Origin of the sequence: Vibrio sinaloensis DSM 21326 (genome assembly GCF_000189275.1) — a bacterium.
Lineage (GTDB): Bacteria > Pseudomonadota > Gammaproteobacteria > Enterobacterales > Vibrionaceae > Vibrio > Vibrio sinaloensis.
Map to the genome: position 1 here is coordinate 110,277 of NZ_AEVT01000067.1, position 19,702 is coordinate 129,978.

Below are 19,702 nucleotides of genomic sequence, written 5' to 3' on the forward strand. Positions count from 1 at the left end.
CCTAATTAAGACCTAATCTATCAAAATGGTGTGGATAAAAAAATATCCCCGCAGAAGCGGGGATATTTAAGAGGAGGTTAGGCGTTGTTCATCATACGAGGTATGGTGTCATCGCTGCGCAGTGTTAGTACCTCACAGCCAGTCTTAGTGACCAAAATAGTGTGCTCATACTGAGCTGATTTCTTGCTGTCACCAGTGTACACCGTCCAATCATCTTCAGCGTCGACGGTAACACCGAACTTTCCAGCATTGATCATTGGCTCGATTGTGAAGCACATGCCTTCTTTTAGTACGCGGCGATCGTTATTTTTGTAGTGAACGATTTGCGGTTCTTCATGGAACTCGTTGCCGATACCATGGCCGCAGAAGTCTTTTACGATCGAGAACTTGTTGCGTGGGTTCTTTTTGTTGTTGTCTTTGATGTATTTTTCAATCGCTGTACCGATGTCACCAACTGTTGCACCTGGCTTAACTTTACGCATACCCACGTACAAGGCTTCTTGTGTCACCATGCACAGGCGTTTGTCTGCAGGCGAAACATCACCAACAAAGAACATTTTTGAAGTATCACCGTGGTAACCCTGTGGACGCACGCTAAGGTCTACGCCTTCCTCGTTAGGAACGATAACCGTGATGTCAACGTTAATGATGTCGCCGTTTTTGAGTACCGCTGGTTTTAGTTGCCCGTTGCTGCCAATCTGATCTTCAGACGCTGGGATGCCGTGACAGACGATATGGTTAATTGAAGTACAGATCGACTTAGGGAATCCGTGGTAATCAAGTGGAGCTGAATAAGCACCTTTCTCAATCCCGTAATCGTGACAGATTTGGTTAAGTTCATCTGTCGTTACCCCTTCTTTAATATGGGGTTCAATCATCTCTAGGATTTCAGCGGCCAACGCGCCCGCTATGCGCATACGTTCGATTTCTTCAGCTGTTTTAATCTTGATTGACATCGGCTTTCTCTATTTACATCGCTAGCACCAAAGGTGCGAATGGGCGCATTCTATCAGGAAGAGATGAGAATGTGTATTCCTCACAATTCCCTTCAGTTATAAGGGTTGTACGTAGCTCTCCGCCAATAGGACAATTCTTATACTCAGCCATTATGGTTTTTTTACTAGCCAGTGTAGGCAAAAATATGGTATAAAGCGCGCCGGAAATGTGGTCAGTTCTCTCCACTTTTTAATAAGCGGCGAAGCTGGTCAGTTCCATATAAACTTTTATCTTTAAATCACACACATTCCGACACATATTCCGGGGTGCTGGGCAGAAGCCTAGTCGGAGTTATGGGGAATGTGGAGGCCTAACCCCATAGAGGATTTTAAAATGGCAACTGTATCAATGCGCGATATGCTAAAAGCTGGTGTTCACTTCGGTCACCAGACTCGTTACTGGAACCCAAAAATGAAGCCGTTCATCTTTGGCGCTCGTAACAAGGTTCATATCATCAACCTAGAAAAAACTGTACCAATGTTCAACGAAGCTCTAGCTGAACTAGCTAAAGTTGGCGAGAAGAAAGGTAAAGTTCTATTCGTAGGTACTAAGCGCGCTGCATCTGAAGCTGTTAAAGAAGCTGCAATCGCAAGCAACCAGTTCTACGTAAACAACCGCTGGTTGGGCGGTATGCTGACTAACTACAAAACAGTTCGTCAGTCTATCAAGCGTCTAAAAGATCTTGAAGCTCAGTCTCAAGACGGTACTTTTGACAAACTAACTAAGAAAGAAGCTCTAATGCGCACTCGTGAAATGGAGAAGCTAGAGAAGTCTCTTGGTGGTATCAAAGACATGGGCGGTCTACCTGACGCGCTATTCGTAATCGACGCTGATCACGAGCACATTGCGATTAAAGAAGCAAACAACCTAGGTATTCCAGTTTACGCTGTAGTAGATACTAACTCTAACCCAGACGGCGTTGACTACATCATCCCAGGTAACGACGACGCGATCCGCGCAGTACAACTATACCTAAACGCTGCGGCGACTTCAGTATCTGAAGGCCGTAACAAAGATGTAGCTGTAGCTGCTGAAAAAGACGGTTTCGTAGAAGCTGAATAATAGCGGCTCCGAGTCACACTTAGACTATGTGCAACCTAGTTGTCGCATAAACTGAGTTATAGTTATCAGCAGGGGCCGAAAATGTAGGCCCCTGTTTTTTACCAAATCCAGAATCAACTGAGGAATAGAGAATGGCTGTTACTGCTGCTCTAGTTAAAGAACTGCGCGAACGTACTGGCGCAGGCATGATGGAATGTAAGAAAGCGCTTGTTGAAACTAACGGCGACATCGAACTAGCAATCGAAAACATGCGTAAATCTGGCGCTGCTAAAGCTGCTAAGAAAGCAGGTAACGTTGCTGCTGAAGGCGCAATCATCATCAAAGAAGAAAACGGCGTTGCTGCTCTTCTTGAAGTTAACTGTCAAACAGACTTCGTTGCTAAAGATGGTAACTTCACTGCATTCGCAGAGAAAGTTGCAGCTGACGCTGTAGCATCTAAAGCTTCTGTTGAAGAGCTAGTAGCTAAATTCGAAGAAGAGCGTATTGCTCTAGTTGCTAAGATCGGTGAGAACATCAACATCCGTCGCGTACAATACGTTGAAGGTGCAGCACTGTCTTCTTACCGTCACGGTGAGAAAATCGGTGTAGTTGTTGCTGGTGAAGGCGATGCTGAAACTCTTAAGCACGTTGCAATGCACGTTGCAGCTTCTAAGCCAGAGTACGTTAACCCAGAAGACGTACCAGCTGACGTAGTGGCTAAAGAGAAAGAAGTTCAAGTTGAAATCGCTATGAACGAAGGCAAGCCAGCTGAAATCGCAGAGAAGATGGTTGTTGGCCGCATGAAGAAATTCACTGGCGAGATCTCTCTAACTGGTCAAGCGTTCATCATGGAGCCTAAGAAATCTGTAGGCGAAATGCTGAAAGAAAAAGGTGCTTCTGTAACTACATTCGTTCGCCTAGAAGTAGGTGAAGGTATCGAGAAAGCTCAAGAAATGAGCTTCGCTGAAGAAGTAGCAGCAGCTCAAAAAGGTTAATCCTTAGAGACGCGTACAAAGTTTAGACCGTAGCCAAGGCTACGGTCTTTTTATGACCATCGGTTAAACGTTTAGCCGTGATGGATGCAGATTGTTTTAAATCTTTATCCATGACTGTTAATCAACAACTCTCTTTTGGAAGGTAAACTCCATGACAACGAATCCTAAACCAGCGTATCAACGTATTCTGTTAAAACTGAGTGGTGAAGCTCTTCAAGGTGAAGAAGGTTTCGGTATTGACCCTGCGATCTTGGATCGTATGGCGCAAGAAGTGAAAGAGTTGGTTGAGCTTGGCGTGCAAGTTGGTGTGGTTATCGGTGGTGGTAACTTATTCCGAGGTGCAGGCCTTGCTGAAGCTGGCATGAACCGTGTTGTCGGTGACCACATGGGTATGCTTGCAACGGTAATGAATGGCCTAGCAATGCGTGATGCTCTACACCGTGCTTATGTTAATGCTCGTGTTATGTCAGCAATTCCGTTGAAAGGCGTGTGTGACGACTACAACTGGGCGGATGCAATTCGCGAACTCCGTCAAGGCCGTGTGGTCATCTTCTCTGCAGGTACTGGTAACCCGTTCTTTACAACGGATTCGGCAGCATGTCTACGTGGTATTGAGATCGAAGCGGACGTAGTTCTAAAAGCGACAAAAGTTGATGGTGTATTTACGGCTGACCCAGTAGCAAACCCAGACGCAGAACTGTATGATAAGCTTTCTTACAACGCAGTTCTTGAAAAAGAACTGAAAGTAATGGATTTGGCTGCATTCACACTGGCTCGTGACCATAACATGCCAATCCGCGTATTCAATATGAATAAACCAGGCGCACTACGTCGCGTGGTTATGGGCGAAGCAGAAGGCACGCTAATCAGCAACGCAGAGTAGTTTCAATCACCGTAGCACTTTATGTGCTACGGTATTGCCTTTTGAAGACCCCGCTCAGGCTTTCTTCGAGAAAGATTTACACATTAAGGTGATATTGTGATTAACGAAATCAAACAAGACGCTAAAGAGCGCATGGATAAAAGCGTTGAAGCGCTAAAAAATAACCTTTCTAAAGTACGTACTGGCCGTGCGCACCCAAGCCTACTTTCTGGTATTAACGTTGAGTACTATGGTGCACCAACGCCTCTTAACCAAGTAGCAAACGTTGTTGCTGAAGATGCACGTACTCTGGCAATCACAGTATTTGACAAAGAGCTAACGCCTAAAGTTGAGAAAGCGATCATGATGTCTGACCTAGGTCTAAACCCTATGTCAGCGGGTACGATCATTCGCGTTCCACTACCACCGCTAACGGAAGAGCGTCGTAAAGACCTAGTTAAGATTGTTCGTGGCGAAGCTGAAGGTGGTCGCGTTGCTATCCGTAATATCCGTCGCGATGCAAATGGCGAGCTTAAAGCACTACTAAAAGACAAAGAAATCTCAGAAGATGAAGATCGTAAAGGTCAAGATGAGATTCAGAAGCTAACGGATGCAGCGGTTAAGCAAGTTGATGAAGTGCTAGCAGCAAAAGAAAAAGAGTTGATGGAAGTCTAATTCTTTCTTTTCTTACATCTTAGAGAGCGCTGTGCTCGCAGCACAGCGTTTTTTTATGCTACTCTCTGACCTTTGCTGATTACCTATCAATTTCTTATATGCAAAATTCACAACTCTCTCCAGACGTTCTTCCTCAACATATCGCAATTATCATGGATGGCAATGGCCGCTGGGCGAAAGCGCAGGGTAAACCCCGTGTTTTTGGTCATAAAAATGGCGTTGCAGCCGTTCGTAAAGCGATATCGACTTCCGCTAAACTAGGCATCAAGGCGATCACCTTATTTGCATTTAGCAGCGAGAACTGGCGTCGACCTGAAGAAGAGGTGGGAGTGTTGATGGAGCTGTTTATTACAGTGCTTTCAACCGAAATTAAAAAGTTGCACAAGAATAACTTACGTCTACGTGTAATAGGTGATACCTCCCGTTTTAATGACAGGCTGCGCAAAAAAATTGCTCAGGCAGAGGAGTTAACCGCAGGTAATAGCGGCATGGTTGTCAACATTGCGGCAAACTATGGTGGTAAGTGGGACATTATGCAGGCGACGAAAGCGCTCGCAGCTAAGGTAGCCCAGGGAGAGTTACAAGCCGATGACATCACTGAGGATATGATTACTCAGCACTTAACGATGTCTGATTTACCTGAAGTTGACTTGATGATTCGCACCAGTGGTGAGTGTCGAATCAGTAACTTCATGCTCTGGCAAATGGCGTATGCGGAAATGTACTTTACGCCTATCTACTGGCCGGAGTTTGATGAAAATAGCTTAGTTGAAGCAGTGACTTGGTTTGTTAATCGAGAAAGAAGATTCGGTTGTACCGGTGAACAAATCAAGGCATTGATGGAAAGCGAATAAAGGATTCAAGTTTGAAACAAAGAATAATAACCGCACTCATCCTTGCTCCATTGGTGATCTTAGGGATTTTCGAGCTGTCGTTACCGCTGTTTACGATCGCAATTGCCGCTGTCATGATGATTGGCTATTGGGAGTGGACTCAATTTGTTGAACCAAAATCGCGCTGGACGGCGCTGATCCCAGCGGTGTTGGTGAGTGGCTTGAGCTTAGTGGTGATCCCGTTTGATGCTGATAGTTTAAATCAAGTCGCTCAGCCACATTATCTTATGCTGGCAGCAGGCTGCGTGTGGTGGGTTATTTCTAGTACGCTTGCGATTACCTATCCTAAATCCTCAGCGCTGTGGCAGAACTCAACGGTGCTTCGCCACGCTTTTGGTATCTTGACTCTGTTGCCTTTCTTTTGGAGCGTATTGCTGCTCCGTGCCGAAGGTATCGAAGCAGACGCTTATCATGGTGCTAAATTGGTCTTATACGTGTGCTTTATCGTTTGGGCTGCAGACAGCGGCGCTTATTTCGCGGGTAAGAGTATGGGTAAACGTAAGATGGCTCCTCATGTCAGCCCCAATAAAACTATCGAAGGCCTGATTGGTGGCATCATTACTGCTATTTTAGTGGGGTGGGGAGCGGCAACTTGGTTTGAAATCGAGTTTACGAGTCCGTTGGTAATGATTGCGATTACCCTAGTCACCGTTGTTATTTCAGTATTGGGCGATCTTGTTGAGAGTATGTTCAAACGCGTCTCTGGCATCAAAGACAGCAGTAACATTATTCCTGGTCATGGTGGCGTCCTCGATCGTATTGATAGTTTGACCGCGGCATTTCCAGTCTTCGCATTTCTTTACTTCATCTTTTAGGCAAGCTTCGGCTTGCCTGATTCACTAATCGGTTTCTGTTATGCGTAAGCTTACAATTCTCGGTGCTACAGGCTCAATTGGCGCTAGCACATTCAAAGTTATCGAACAAAACCCAAACCAGTTCTCGGTGGTTGCTCTTGCCGCGGGCACTAACGTTGCCAAAATGCGCGAGCTGTGCGTTAAGTGGCAACCGAAGTATGCGGTAATGGCGTCAGACGAAGCCGCGAAGCGCCTGAAGCTACAGCTGGCTGAGTTGAAACTGACCACTGAAGTACTTGCGGGTGTAGACGCTATGTGTCAGGTGTCTTCGATGGATGACGTTGACACCGTAATGGCAGCCATTGTGGGCGCGGCAGGTTTACTGCCAACCATGGCTGCTGTTAAAGCGGGTAAACGCGTACTGCTGGCGAACAAAGAAGCTTTAGTCATGTCTGGTCAGTTGTTTATCGATGCGGTGAACAAATACGGTGCGGAGTTGATGCCCGTCGACAGTGAGCACAACGCAATTTTTCAATGTTTACCAAGTGATATTCAAACCAACCTAGGGCGTTGTGATTTAGAACAGCATGGTATTTCACATATCTTGCTGACGGGATCGGGTGGTCCTTTCCGCTACAGCGATATCGAGACACTGAGTTCAGTGACTCCGGAGCAGGCTATTGCTCACCCTAACTGGTCAATGGGGCCTAAAATCTCGGTAGACTCTGCAACCATGATGAACAAAGGTCTAGAGTACATTGAGGCAAAATGGTTGTTTAATACGTCGCGAGAGCAGCTAAAAGTATTGATTCATCCACAATCGGTGATTCACTCTATGGTTCAGTATCGCGATGGCTCTGTGCTTGCTCAAATGGGCGAACCGGATATGGCAACGCCGATTGCGCTGACATTATCTTATCCTGAACGTGTTGCGGCTGGTGTTGCACCTCTTGACTTTACCAAGGTGGGAGAGCTCACTTTCCTCGATCCAGACTATCAACGTTACCCATGTCTGAAGCTGGCGATTGATGCTTGTTATGAAGGTCAACATGCGACAACCGCGCTGAATGCTGCGAATGAAATAGCAGTAGCCGCGTTCTTGAAAAATGGCCTGTCATTCACCGATATAGCGCAGGTTAACCAAGCTGTATTAGATAAAGTCTGCCGTCAAACCAGTCAGTCGCACTGCAGTGACTTGGAAAGCATTCTTGAGCTAGATAGAATGGCGAGAGAATTAGCCGAAAAATGGATTAGTGAGCGTAAGCTATGACAGGTATTTTGTGGAACTTCGTTTCCTTTATCGTTGCATTAGGAATATTGGTTGCTGTCCACGAGTATGGTCACTTTTGGGTTGCTCGCCGTTGCGGTGTCCGTGTTGAAAAGTTTTCTATTGGTTTTGGTAAGGCTATCTGGAGCAAGGTAGGTAAAGATGGCACTGAATACAGTGTGTCGATGATCCCGCTTGGTGGCTATGTCAAAATGCTTGACGGCCGCGTTGACGAAGTATCTGAACAAGACCAAGAGTTTGCGTTTGATAAGAAACCTCTGTGGAAACGCAGCGCTATCGTTGCTGCTGGACCTGTCTTTAACTTCCTGTTTGCTATTGTTGCGTACTGGTTTGTGTTCATGATTGGCGTACCAGCTGTCAAACCCGTTGTCGGACAAGTGACACCGTATTCTATTGCTGCAGAGGCAGGTTTAGAGCAAGGAATGGAACTTAAATCGGTTTCAGGCGTCCAAACCGCAGATTGGGAATCGGTGAACATGGGATTGATTTCTCATATCGGTGATGCTCGCTTAACCATGACAGTGGTTCCCTCTGATGGTGTGGGGGTTGAACAAACACTGTCATTCGACTTGACTGAATGGAACTTTGATCCAGAAAAGCAGTCTGCTATGTCAGCGCTTGGATTTGTTCCATTTACGCCTGAGATTTCAACTAAGTTGGTGACTATCTCAGAAGGTGGTGCTGGTGAGCGTGCAGGCTTGCAACCAGGTGATGTGTTGCAGACGATTGATGGTCAGCCGATTTCCGAATGGCAGCAGGTAGTCGAAGCGATTCAACAGCACCCGAACGCTTCACTGCCCCTTGAAGTTGAGCGTGATGGAAAATTATTGGCGCTCACCATAACTCCTGACAGTCGTGACATGAAAGGCAAAGGAGAGGTGGGGTTTGCTGGAATCGCTCCTGAGGTCGCAGAATGGCCGGAAAGTTATCGCTTCGATTTGCAATTTGGTGTAATTGAATCAGTCGGTAAAGCGGTAGAAAAAACCGGACAAGTAATTGAGTTGACAATCAGCATGCTAAAAAAACTGATTGTTGGCGATGTAGGACTTAATAACCTAAGTGGTCCAATTTCGATTGCGAAAGGGGCGGGAACGACAGCCGATTATGGCTTAGTTTATTTCCTTGGCTTCTTAGCGTTAATTAGCGTGAACTTAGGAATCATTAACCTTGTGCCGTTACCTATGTTGGATGGCGGACACCTATTGTTTTTTGCTATTGAGGCTGTGATAAGACGTCCAGTGCCTGAGAAAATTCAGGAAATGGGATTCCGTATTGGCGGAGCAATTATCTTCTCTCTTATGGCAGTGGCAATTTTCAATGATTTTGCTCGTCTATAACTGGGCAAAGGTTGTAGTAAGGAATAACTAAAACAAATATGGCGATGAAAAAGATTCTACTTGCCACGCTACTCGCAACAAGCGTAAGTGCAAATGGTGCTGAGGACTTTGTTGTCCAAGATATTCAAGTAGAAGGGCTGCAACGCGTCACCCTAGGTGCAGCTCTACTAAAAATGCCAGTTCGTATTGGCGACAGCATTGATAACCAAGATATCTCACAGATCATTCGCGCTCTGTATGCGTCTGGTAACTTTGAAGATATTAAAGTTTTACGCCAAGACAATGTACTGGTTGTACAAGTCAAAGAGCGACCAACTATCTCCAGTGTTTCATTCTCTGGTAATAAGGCGATCAAAGAAGAGCAACTTCAGCAGAACCTAGAAGCGTCAGGTATTCGTGTTGGTGAAGCCCTAGATCGCACGACACTGGCGAATATTGAAAAAGGCCTTGAAGATTTTTACTACAGCGTTGGTAAATACAACGCCAATGTAAAAGCCGTTGTTACGCCACTACCGCGTAATCGTGCGGACCTAAAGTTTGTCTTCTCTGAAGGCGTCTCGGCGAAAATCCAACAGATTAATTTCATTGGTAATGAAGTTTTTAGTGATGACGACCTATTGAGTCGTTTTGAACTTAACGTGGATGTCGCTTGGTGGAACTTCTTATCCGATGATAAATATCAGAAACAAGTACTAGCAGGGGATATTGAAGCCCTGAAGTCTTACTACCTAGACCGTGGTTATCTGAAATTTAAAGTAGACTCGACACAAGTTTCAATTTCTCCTGACAAAAAAGGTGTCTACATTACATTAGGCTTGGATGAAGGCGAACCTTACACGGTTAAAGATGTCAAATTCCGAGGTGATCTTGTTCCTAGCGAGCAGGAGTTAGAGAAACTCGTCTCGTTCGAAATGGGTGAACTCTACAATGGTTCTGCGGTCACAAGCTTAGAAGAAAGTGTCAAACGTCAGTTAGGTGAAGCGGGTTACGCTTATCCTCAGGTACGTACCATTTCTGAGTTTGACGATGAGACTAAAGAAGTCTCGTTAGTCGTGAATATTGAAGCGGGCAAGCGTATCTATGTTCGTGATATCCGTTTTGTCGGCAACAACTCAACCAAAGACGAAGTCTTACGTCGCGAAATGCGTCAGATGGAAGGCAGCTGGTTGAACTCTAAAGCGATCGATACCGGTAAGAGCCGTCTAAATCGATTAGGTTTCTTTGAAACAGTAGATGTTCAGACAGTTCGAGTACCTGGTAGTGAAGACCAAGTCGATTTGGTTTACAGCGTCAAAGAGGCTAACTCAGGTAGCGTCAACTTTGGTATCGGTTATGGCACCGAATCAGGGGTAAGTTTCCAAGTCGGTCTCCAGCAAGACAACTTCTTGGGTTCAGGTAATCGTGTTGGTATTAGTGCCATGATGAACGATTACCAGAAAAACGTAAGCTTAGACTACCGTGATCCGTACTGGAACTTAGACGGTGTGAGTTTAGGTGGCAAGATTTTCTACAACCAGTTTGAAGCATCTGAAGCTGGTATCGTTGACTATACCAACGAAAGTTACGGTACGAGCTTAACGTGGGGTTTCCCATTTGATGAATTGAACCGTTTTGAGTTCGGTGTTGGCTATACCCATAACAAGATCGGTAACGTACCAACTTACGATCAAGCTCAGTTGTTTGCGCAAAGTATTGACCAAGCGGATGGCGACATCGTTACCAACGACTTCGACTTGAATGCTTCGTGGACTCGTAACAATCTAAACCGTGGTTATTTCCCGACAGCGGGTAACTACCAGCGTGCATTTGCTAAAGCAACAGTACCAAGTTCAGATGCTCAGTACTTTAAAGTGCAATACGATGTTCGCCAGTACATTCCGTTGACCAAGAAGCATGAGTTCACACTCTTGATGCGTGGTCGTTTAGGTTACGGCAATGGTTACGGTCAAACGGATGGCAACGATAACTTGTTCCCATTCTACGAAAACTATTACGCAGGTGGTTTTACAACGCTTCGTGGCTTTAGATCGAATACAGCGGGTCCAAAAGCGGTTTATACCGTGAACAGCAATCCATCAATCTGTAGCGGCTCTTCGTGTGTTAACGCGACGGATGACTCTGTAGGTGGTAATGCGGTAGCGCTTGCAAGTTTAGAGCTGATTGTTCCTACGCCGTTTGCATCAGATGAAGTGCGCAGTCAAATTCGAACCAGTATGTTCCTAGATGCGGCGAGTGTGTGGGACACTGAGTTTGATTACGATTCAGCTTATGCAGATCAGCGTTACTACATGGATTACTCGGATCCAACCAACTACCGTGCATCGTATGGTGTCGCACTGCAGTGGATGTCTCCTATGGGACCACTGGTATTCTCAGTTGCGAAACCAATTGAAATCTATGAAGGTGATGACGAAGAATTCTTCACTTTCACAATCGGCAGAACCTTCTAAGTTCAAAGGAAAATAAAGTGAATAAAACAATTAAAGCGGCTGGTATTGGCCTTCTAGTTATGACGTCTTCTCTTTTTGCGAATGCAGCAGAAGCTGCGCAAAAGATCGGCTATGTAAATACAGCGCAAGTTTTCCAAGCTCTACCTCAACGTGAAGTGGTTGCTCAGAAGATGCAAAAAGAGTTCAAAGACAAGGCGGATGAGCTGAAGTCGATTCAAGCGCAAGCAAAGACGAAAATTGAGAAGCTAAAGCGTGATGGCGAACTTCTTGGTCAAGATCAGATTGAGAAACTGCGCATTGAGATTGGCCAGCTAGACAGCAAGTACAAGATCAAAGCACAAGCTCTAGAGCAAGCGTCTGCACGTCGTGAAGCGCAAGAGAAGCAAAAGCTATTTAAAGTTATTCAAGATGCAGTGAAGAAAGTTGCTGAGAAAGAAGGCTATGACATCATTGTTGATATTCAAACAATGCAGTACGGCAAGCCGGAATTCAACATCTCAGAAAAAGTAATCAAACAACTAAAATAATCGATTATGACAGCAATCTCTTTAGCCGAATTGGCAACTATTACTGGGGGGGAGCTCCACGGTGACGCAAATGCAGTCGTCACTATGGTAGCACCAATGGATAAAGCACAAGAAGGTGATGTCACTTTCTTGTCTAATCCAAAATATGCTAAGCATCTCGCTGACTGTAAGGCGACGGTGGTGATGGTAAAAGAATCTGAGCGCGCAGCGTGCACTAGCAATGTTCTCGTGGTTGCAGATCCATACATTGCTTTTGCCAAAGTGACTCAAGCTTTGGATACCACTCCAGCGCCGGCAAGCGAGATTGCAGCTTCTGCAGTGATCGCCGAGGATGCCCAACTGGGTGAAAATGTGTCAATTGGTGCTAACGCCGTGATCGAATCAGGCGCTGAACTAGGAGATAATGCTGTTATCGGTGCAGGCTGTTTCATTGGCAAAAACGCCAAAATTGGAGCCAACACTAAGTTATGGTCAAATGTCAGTATTTACCACAACGTAAAACTGGGCGATGACTGCTTAGTCCAAGCCAATACAGTGATTGGCTCCGATGGTTTTGGCTACGCAAATGACAAGGGTGAGTGGGTTAAGATCCCTCAACTTGGCTCTGTTGTGATCGGTAATCGTGTTGAAATTGGTGCTTGTACCACGATAGATCGCGGTGCACTGGAAGATACCATTATTGAAGATAATGTGATTCTAGATAACCAGATTCAAATCGCTCACAATGTACAGATCGGATATGGTACAGCGATGGCGGGTGGTAGCATTGTGGCTGGCAGTACTACGATTGGTAAATACTGCATCATCGGTGGTGCGGCCGTCATCAATGGTCACATTGAGATTGTCGATGGTGTCACCATCACTGGCATGGGCATGGTAATGCGCAGCATTAAAGAGAAGGGTATGTACTCTTCTGGTATCCCATTGCAGCCAAACAAAGAGTGGCGCAAAACTGCGGCGCGTGTGCATCGTATCGACGATATGAACAAGCGTCTTAAAGCGGTTGAGAAGCTATTAGAGCAGAACGAGGAATCTTGATTCCAGTTCTGATCAAAAAGGCTCGCGAATTGCGGGTCTTTTTCGTCTATAATGCCAGCCAGAAAACATATTTAGCATTCAATATAGGAATATGACTTTGACTACTGAAACGAAAATGATGAACATCACTGAAATTCAGGAACTGTTACCACATCGCTACCCATTCTTGCTGATTGATCGTGTAACAGATTACCAAGAAGAGAAGTACTTAACGGCGATTAAGAACGTTTCAGTGAATGAACCTCAGTTTACAGGTCATTTCCCACAACTGCCTGTATTTCCAGGTGTACTTATTCTAGAAGCAATGGCTCAAGCGACTGGCTTGTTGGCATTCAAATCTTTTGGTGCGCCAGCAGAAAACGAACTGTACTACTTTGCTAGTGTTGATAAAGCGAAGTTCCGTAAGCCTGTGGTGCCAGGTGACCAACTGGTTATTGAAGTAGAATTTGTTAAAGAGCGTCGTGGTATCGCTGCATTCAATGGTGTGGCGAAAGTTGACGGCGAAATCGTATGTTCAGCCGAGCTGAAATGTGCTCGTCGAGAGTTTTAATATGATTCATGAAACGGCTCAAGTTCATCCTTCAGCGGTTATTGAAGGTGAGGTGACACTCGCTGCAAACGTGACGGTTGGCCCTTTTACTTATATCTCTGGCAAAATAGAGATTGGTGAAGGTACCGAAGTGATGTCTCATGTGGTGATCAAAGGTCACACAACAATTGGTAAAGACAACCGAATTTTCCCGCATGCTGTCATTGGTGAAGAAAACCAAGATAAGAAGTATGGCGGTGAAGACACCACCGTGGTTATTGGTGACCGTAATGTGATTCGTGAAGCGGTGCAAATTCACCGTGGCACAGTACAAGACAAGGCATCAACGGTGATCGGTAATGATAACCTGTTGTGTGTTAATGCACACATCGCTCATGATGTTATCGTTGGTAACCATACTCACGTTGGAAACAATGCTATTCTTGGCGGACATGTGACGGTTGAAGATTATGCAGGTGTCATGGCGTTGTCTGCCATTCACCCATTCTGCAAGGTAGGCGCATACAGCTACATCGGTGGTTGTTCTGCTGTGGTGAAAGATGTACCACCATACGTGCTGGCACAAGGTAACCACGCGACGCCATTTGGCCTCAACCTAGTTGGTTTGCAGCGTAATGGGTTTGAGAAAGCAGAGCTGCGCGCTCTAAGAAACGCTTATAAAGAGTTTTATCGCGCTGGTAAAACTCAAGCTGAAGCAAAAGAAGTGTTGCAAGAGATGGCAGAAGATTGGCCATCAATTAAACACTTCATTGAATTTGTTGAAACGTCAGAGCGCGGTGTTATTCGCTAACCGTCTCGTGTGATTAAAGAAAAAAGATCGCAGCCTTAGGTTGCGGTCTTTTTGTGTTTATATAGTGACCGATTATGGATAGACCACTTAGAGTAGGAATTGTTGCTGGAGAGCTGTCGGGCGATACGCTTGGCGAAGGCTTTATCAAAGCGATTAAGCAGCAGTACCCAGATGCTGAATTTGTTGGTATCGGCGGGCCAAAAATGATCGCTCAAGGCTGTGAGTCTCTATTCGATATGGAAGAGCTTGCGGTTATGGGGCTGGTTGAGGTGCTAGGGCGCCTACCGCGATTACTTAAAGTAAAAGCGCAGCTGGTGGAGCATTTTACCTCTAACCCGCCGGATGTTTTCGTTGGTATAGATGCACCAGACTTTAACCTTCGTCTAGAGCTGGATCTCAAACAAGCAGGCATTACAACCGTCCACTATGTCAGTCCATCCGTTTGGGCATGGCGACAAAAACGTATCTTTAAGATCGAAGCCGCAACCAACTTGGTACTGGCATTCTTGCCGTTCGAGAAGGCATTTTATGACAAGTTTAATGTCCCTTGTGAGTTTATCGGTCACACACTAGCTGATGCGATTCCTTTGGTTAACGATAAAGCACCTGCGCGTGAACTGCTTGGTTTAGACCAAGATAGAAAATGGCTAGCTGTGCTTCCAGGAAGTCGAGGTAGCGAGCTAAAAATGTTATCTCAGCCATTTATCGAAACCTGTAAGAAGCTTCATCAACGTTATCCTGAACTGGGGTTTGTTGTTGCGGTGGTGAACCCTAAACGTCGCGAGCAGTTTGAACAAGCTTGGCAAGAGCTAGCACCAGAGCTTGAATTTAAGTTGGTGGATGATACGGCTCGTAATGTGATTACCGCATCTGATGCCGTGTTATTGGCCTCTGGTACCGTTGCGCTTGAGTGTATGTTACTTAAGCGTCCTATGGTCGTGGGCTATCGTGTCAATGCGATAACTGCCTTCTTAGCGAGAAAGTTACTGAAAACACCTTATGTTTCCTTGCCAAATATTTTGGCGGAGCGCGAACTTGTCAAAGAGTTTCTCCAAGAAGAGTGCACCGCAGAAAATCTGTTTACTGAAGTGACTCAGTTGTTAGAAGGTGATACTCAAGCCATGATCGATAAGTTTACTGAGATGCATCACTGGATTCGCAAAGGCGCCGATCAGCAAGCAGCAACAGCAGTATTAAACTTAATTGCGAAGTAATAGAGATTATGACAAAAGAAAAACAGCCGCTTCCTCCATTTGAGTATCCACAAGGATATCAGCGTATTGCGGGCGTTGATGAAGTTGGGCGTGGTCCTTTGGTGGGAGATGTTGTCACGGCGGCGGTAATTCTCGATCCTAATAACCCGATCGAAGGGTTAAATGATTCAAAAAAACTCTCTGAAAAGAAACGCTTGGCACTGCTACCTGAGATAAAAGAAAAGGCCCTTGCTTGGTCTGTGGGGCGTTGTTCACCAACTGAGATTGATCAACTGAACATTCTGCAAGCTACTATGGTCGCGATGCAACGTGCGATTGACGGACTGGCAGTCAAACCTGATTTAGCCTTGATTGATGGCAATCGTTGCCCTGAATTAGCGATGGACTCGCAAGCTGTGGTGAAAGGGGATTTACGTGTTGCGGAAATCAGTGCCGCTTCAATTATTGCCAAAGTGGTCCGCGACCAAGAGATGGAAGAGTTAGATAAGCTTCATCCTGAATTTGGTTTCGCCAAGCACAAAGGTTATCCAACCAAAGCGCACTTTGAAGCGATAGAGAAACATGGTGTGATTGAACAACACCGCAAAAGTTTTAAGCCAGTAAAAAAGGCCTTAGGGCTAGACTAGACAGTATTGTTTGCGCTTAAAATGCTCAAAAGATTTACCGTCCTAGAAACCTGTTAATTATGGGGTATATTCGCGATTTACGATCACGTAAAATATCCCAATTATCTTTCCGATTAAGCACTATTTGCGGAACTATTCATGTCAGATCCTAAGTTTGTTCACCTCCGAATTCACAGCGATTTCTCCATGGTCGATGGCCTTTCTAAAGTGCCTCCTTTGGTAAAGAAAGTCGCTGAACTGGGGATGCCAGCAATGGCTCTGACGGACTTTACTAACCTATGTGGACTCGTGAAGTTTTATGGTACTGCGCATGGTTGTGGTATTAAGCCGATCATAGGCGCAGACTTCGCGATGCAGTCGGTCGAATTTGGCGATGAGCTGACAAAGCTGACAGTTTTAGCTGCAGATAATGTGGGTTACAAAAACCTAACGCTATTGATTTCTAAGGCCTATTTGCGAGGTCATGTTCAGCATCAACCTGTGATTGATAAAGAGTGGTTAACCGAATTGGCTGAAGGGCTGATTATCCTCTCTGGTGGTAAAAGTGGCGAGATAGGGAAAGCTTTACTTAAGGGCAACCAAAAGGTAGCTCATGAATGTGCCGAATTTTATCAAACTCACTTTCCAGATCGTTTCTATCTTGAGCTGACTCGTACTGGTCGAGCGGATGAAGAGAGCTATCTGCATTTTGCGCTCGAGTTTTCCGAGCAAGTAGAGTTGCCTGTCGTTGCGACCAATGATGTTGTTATCTTAGATGACTCAACCTTTGATGCGCACGAGATTCGCGTCGCGATTCACGATGGTTATACGCTTGAAGATCCCCGCAGACCGAAAAATTACAGTCCTCAGCAATATTTGCGCAGTGAAGAAGAGATGTGTGAGCTCTTTGCCGACATCCCCGAAGCGCTTGAGAATAGCGTTGAAATTGCTAAGCGTTGTAACGTCACGGTGCGTTTAGGTGAGTACTTCCTACCGGCCTTCCCGACAGAAGGGATGGAAGAAACGGAATTCTTAGTCAAGAAGTCCGAAGAGGGGCTTGAGGAGCGCCTTGAATTCTTATTCCCTGACCCAGAAGTCCGAGCGCAGCGACGCCCTGAATATGATGACCGCCTTAAAATCGAGCTTGAAGTTATCAACAATATGGGGTTTCCGGGTTACTTCTTGATCGTAATGGAGTTTATCCAGTGGTCTAAGGATAACGATATTCCAGTAGGGCCGGGACGTGGTTCTGGTGCGGGCTCTTTGGTGGCATACGCACTGAAAATCACCGATTTGGACCCGCTTGAATATGACTTGCTTTTCGAACGTTTTTTGAACCCTGAACGTGTTTCCATGCCCGATTTCGATGTCGATTTTTGTATGGATAAGCGAGATCAGGTTATTGACCACGTTGCGGAAATGTATGGTCGTGATGCGGTATCACAGATCATCACCTTCGGAACCATGGCAGCAAAAGCGGTAATCCGCGATGTGGGCCGTGTGTTAGGACACCCGTTTGGATTTGTTGACCGAATTTCTAAATTGGTGCCGCCTGATCCTGGAATGACGTTAGAAAAAGCGTTCAAAGCTGAACCCGCTTTGCCAGAGTTGTATGAGGCTGACGAAGAAGTCAAAGAACTGATCGACATGTGCCGCATCCTTGAAGGCTGTACACGTAACGCGGGTAAACACGCTGGTGGTGTTGTAATCTCGCCGACTACGATTACTGACTTTGCGCCAATTTATGCCGATGCTGAAGGTCACTTCCCGGTTACTCAGTTTGACAAGAATGACGTTGAAACCGCTGGTCTGGTTAAGTTTGACTTCTTAGGTCTGAGAACACTGACCATCATTGACTGGGCGTTGGGGTTAATTAACCCTCGATTAGCCCGTGAAGGCAAAGACCCGGTTGCAATAGAGTCGATACCTCTTGATGACCAAGCGTCCTTCAGTCTGTTGCAAAACTCGGAAACGACCGCCGTATTCCAGCTTGAATCGCGAGGCATGAAGGAGCTGATCAAGCGTCTTCAGCCGGACTGTTTTGAAGATATCATCGCATTGGTGGCACTGTTCCGCCCGGGGCCACTTCAGTCTGGCATGGTAGATAACTTTATCGACCGTAAGCATGGCCGTGAAGCGGTTTCTTACCCTGATGAACAGTGGCAACACGATTCACTTAAAGAGATTCTAGAGCCGACTTACGGCATTATCCTCTACCAAGAGCAAGTCATGCAGATCGCTCAGGTTCTTTCAGGTTATACCCTAGGTGGCGCAGATATGCTTCGTCGTGCGATGGGTAAGAAGAAACCTGAAGAGATGGCGAAACAGCGTGCCACGTTCGAAGAAGGCGCTGTTGCCAACGGGGTCGATGGCGAGCTGGCGATGAAAATCTTCGATTTGGTAGAAAAGTTCGCAGGTTACGGCTTTAACAAATCGCACTCAGCAGCATACGCACTGGTTTCGTATCAAACCTTGTGGCTGAAAACCCATTACCCTGCGGAGTTTATGGCTGCGGTAATGACGGCCGATATGGACAACACGGAAAAAGTGGTCGGTCTGGTCGATGAATGTTTGCGCATGAAGCTCAAGGTATTACCACCAGACATCAATTCCGGTTTATATCGCTTTAATGTTAATGAAGACGGTGAGATTGTTTACGGCATCGGCGCTATTAAAGGTGTGGGTGAAGGCCCGATTGATGCGATCTTGGAAGCGCGAAATAAAGATGGTCACTTTAAAGACCTGTTTGATTTTTGTGCTCGAATCGATCTCAAAAAGGTCAACAAGCGAGTGATTGAAAAATTGATCTACGCTGGTGCGCTTGATCGTCTAGGTCCACATCGTGCAGCAATGATGGCTTCGCTCAATGATGCCGTGAAAGCTGCCAGTCAGCATCACCAAGCGGAAGCTTTTGGTCAGAGCGACCTGTTCGGCGTGTTAACGGAAGCGCCTGAGGAAGTTGAGCACAAGTACACCAAAGTACCACCTTGGCCAGAGAAGGTTTGGCTTGAGGGTGAGCGCACAACGCTCGGCCTTTATTTGACCGGCCACCCAATTAATGCCTATCTAAAGGAACTCGGTAAGTATACGAGTTGTCGATTAAAAGATGCGACTCCAACGCGCAGAGATCAGAGTGTTACCGTTGCTGGTCTGGTGATTGCCGCTAGGGTGATGACAACTAAGCGTGGTACTCGTATTGGCTTGATGACGTTAGACGATCGAAGCGGTCGAATGGAAGTCATGTTATTCTCTGATGCGTTAGATAAGTACGCTGAATTGTTAGAGCAAGATAAAATTTTGGTCGTTTCTGGACAGGTCAGCTTTGATGATTTCAATGGTGGTCTTAAAATGTCCGCGCGCGAGGTTATGGATCTCGGCGCTGCACGCGAAAAATACGCGCGTGGTTTATCCGTCTCGATAGATGAATCGCAAATAGACGGCCAGTTTTTTGAGCGCTTTAGTCAAATACTAGAGCCTCATCGGGCAGGAACAGTTCCTGTCCATGTATACTACCAACGCTGCGATGCCCGTGCGCGTTTAACGTTAGGTACAGAATGGCGAGTTACGCCAAGCGATGCATTATTAGATGATTTAAAACAACTACTTGGCAATAGCCAGGTAGAACTCGAATTTAACTAAATTTGGCA

At 45.9% G+C, this 19,702-nt stretch carries 17 protein-coding genes; 16 read left to right on the forward strand and 1 reads right to left on the reverse strand.

All coding sequences use genetic code 11. The annotated features are described in order from the left end of the window. Window positions 1-77: 77 nt before the first annotated feature. Entirely contained in the window at window positions 78-956 is an 879-nt protein-coding gene (map, locus tag RH45_RS12010) for a type I methionyl aminopeptidase (RefSeq protein WP_008077498.1), read from the reverse strand. Window positions 957-1,329: 373 nt separating this feature from the next. On the opposite strand from map, the gene rpsB reads away from it, so the two are divergent. The 16 genes from rpsB to dnaE all read left to right on the forward strand — a co-directional run bounded on the left by rpsB (window position 1,330) and on the right by dnaE (window position 19,694). Next, entirely contained in the window at window positions 1,330-2,058 is a 729-nt protein-coding gene (gene rpsB / locus RH45_RS12015) for a 30S ribosomal protein S2 (RefSeq protein ID WP_008077501.1), read from the forward strand. Between the two features lie 131 nt (window positions 2,059-2,189). Continuing rightward, on the forward strand, window positions 2,190-3,032 hold the full coding sequence (gene tsf / locus RH45_RS12020) for a translation elongation factor Ts (RefSeq protein WP_008077503.1): 843 nt from the start codon (window positions 2,190-2,192) through the stop codon (window positions 3,030-3,032). A gap of 151 nt (window positions 3,033-3,183) precedes the next feature. Next, a complete protein-coding gene (gene pyrH / locus RH45_RS12025; RefSeq protein ID WP_008077505.1) occupies window positions 3,184-3,915 on the forward strand; it encodes a UMP kinase in 732 nt (243 codons plus the stop codon). A gap of 96 nt (window positions 3,916-4,011) precedes the next feature. Then, complete coding sequence (frr, locus tag RH45_RS12030) at window positions 4,012-4,569, forward strand: ribosome recycling factor (protein ID WP_008077509.1); 558 nt, start codon at window positions 4,012-4,014, stop codon at window positions 4,567-4,569. A gap of 98 nt (window positions 4,570-4,667) precedes the next feature. Further along, window positions 4,668-5,423: an isoprenyl transferase gene (locus tag RH45_RS12035; protein WP_008077511.1), complete on the forward strand. Its 756-nt coding sequence runs from the start codon at window positions 4,668-4,670 to the stop codon at window positions 5,421-5,423. 11 nt (window positions 5,424-5,434) lie between these two features. Next, window positions 5,435-6,277, forward strand: coding sequence for a phosphatidate cytidylyltransferase (locus RH45_RS12040; RefSeq protein WP_008077513.1), 843 nt, complete (start codon window positions 5,435-5,437; stop codon window positions 6,275-6,277). Window positions 6,278-6,317: 40 nt separating this feature from the next. Beyond that, a complete protein-coding gene (ispC, locus tag RH45_RS12045; protein WP_008077515.1) occupies window positions 6,318-7,526 on the forward strand; it encodes a 1-deoxy-D-xylulose-5-phosphate reductoisomerase in 1,209 nt (402 codons plus the stop codon). Further along, window positions 7,523-8,881 carry a sigma E protease regulator RseP gene (rseP, locus tag RH45_RS12050; RefSeq protein ID WP_008077518.1) on the forward strand — a complete coding sequence of 453 codons (1,359 nt, stop codon included), beginning with the start codon at window positions 7,523-7,525 and terminating at the stop codon, window positions 8,879-8,881. The genes ispC and rseP overlap by 4 nt, the downstream gene beginning before the upstream one ends. 38 nt (window positions 8,882-8,919) lie before the next feature. Next, window positions 8,920-11,331, forward strand: a complete 2,412-nt coding sequence (gene bamA, locus RH45_RS12055) for an outer membrane protein assembly factor BamA (protein ID WP_008077519.1) — start codon at window positions 8,920-8,922, stop codon at window positions 11,329-11,331. A gap of 17 nt (window positions 11,332-11,348) precedes the next feature. Further along, the gene (locus RH45_RS12060; protein ID WP_008077520.1) at window positions 11,349-11,858 is read left to right on the forward strand and encodes an OmpH family outer membrane protein; all 510 of its coding nucleotides are present in this window, start codon (window positions 11,349-11,351) and stop codon (window positions 11,856-11,858) included. Between the two features lie 6 nt (window positions 11,859-11,864). Next, on the forward strand, window positions 11,865-12,896 hold the full coding sequence (gene lpxD, locus RH45_RS12065) for a UDP-3-O-(3-hydroxymyristoyl)glucosamine N-acyltransferase (RefSeq protein WP_008077521.1): 1,032 nt from the start codon (window positions 11,865-11,867) through the stop codon (window positions 12,894-12,896). Between the two features lie 97 nt (window positions 12,897-12,993). Continuing rightward, window positions 12,994-13,446 (forward strand): 3-hydroxyacyl-ACP dehydratase FabZ, encoded by a 453-nt coding sequence (fabZ, locus tag RH45_RS12070; RefSeq protein ID WP_008077522.1) that lies wholly within the window; start codon window positions 12,994-12,996, stop codon window positions 13,444-13,446. 1 nt (window position 13,447) lies between these two features. After that, window positions 13,448-14,236, forward strand: coding sequence for an acyl-ACP--UDP-N-acetylglucosamine O-acyltransferase (gene lpxA, locus RH45_RS12075; protein ID WP_008077523.1), 789 nt, complete (start codon window positions 13,448-13,450; stop codon window positions 14,234-14,236). Window positions 14,237-14,310: 74 nt separating this feature from the next. Beyond that, window positions 14,311-15,450 carry a lipid-A-disaccharide synthase gene (gene lpxB, locus RH45_RS12080; RefSeq protein WP_008077524.1) on the forward strand — a complete coding sequence of 380 codons (1,140 nt, stop codon included), beginning with the start codon at window positions 14,311-14,313 and terminating at the stop codon, window positions 15,448-15,450. A gap of 8 nt (window positions 15,451-15,458) precedes the next feature. Continuing rightward, complete coding sequence (gene rnhB, locus RH45_RS12085) at window positions 15,459-16,076, forward strand: ribonuclease HII (RefSeq protein ID WP_008077525.1); 618 nt, start codon at window positions 15,459-15,461, stop codon at window positions 16,074-16,076. Window positions 16,077-16,214: 138 nt separating this feature from the next. Further along, on the forward strand, window positions 16,215-19,694 hold the full coding sequence (gene dnaE, locus RH45_RS12090; RefSeq protein ID WP_008077526.1) for a DNA polymerase III subunit alpha: 3,480 nt from the start codon (window positions 16,215-16,217) through the stop codon (window positions 19,692-19,694). Window positions 19,695-19,702 lie beyond the last annotated feature (8 nt).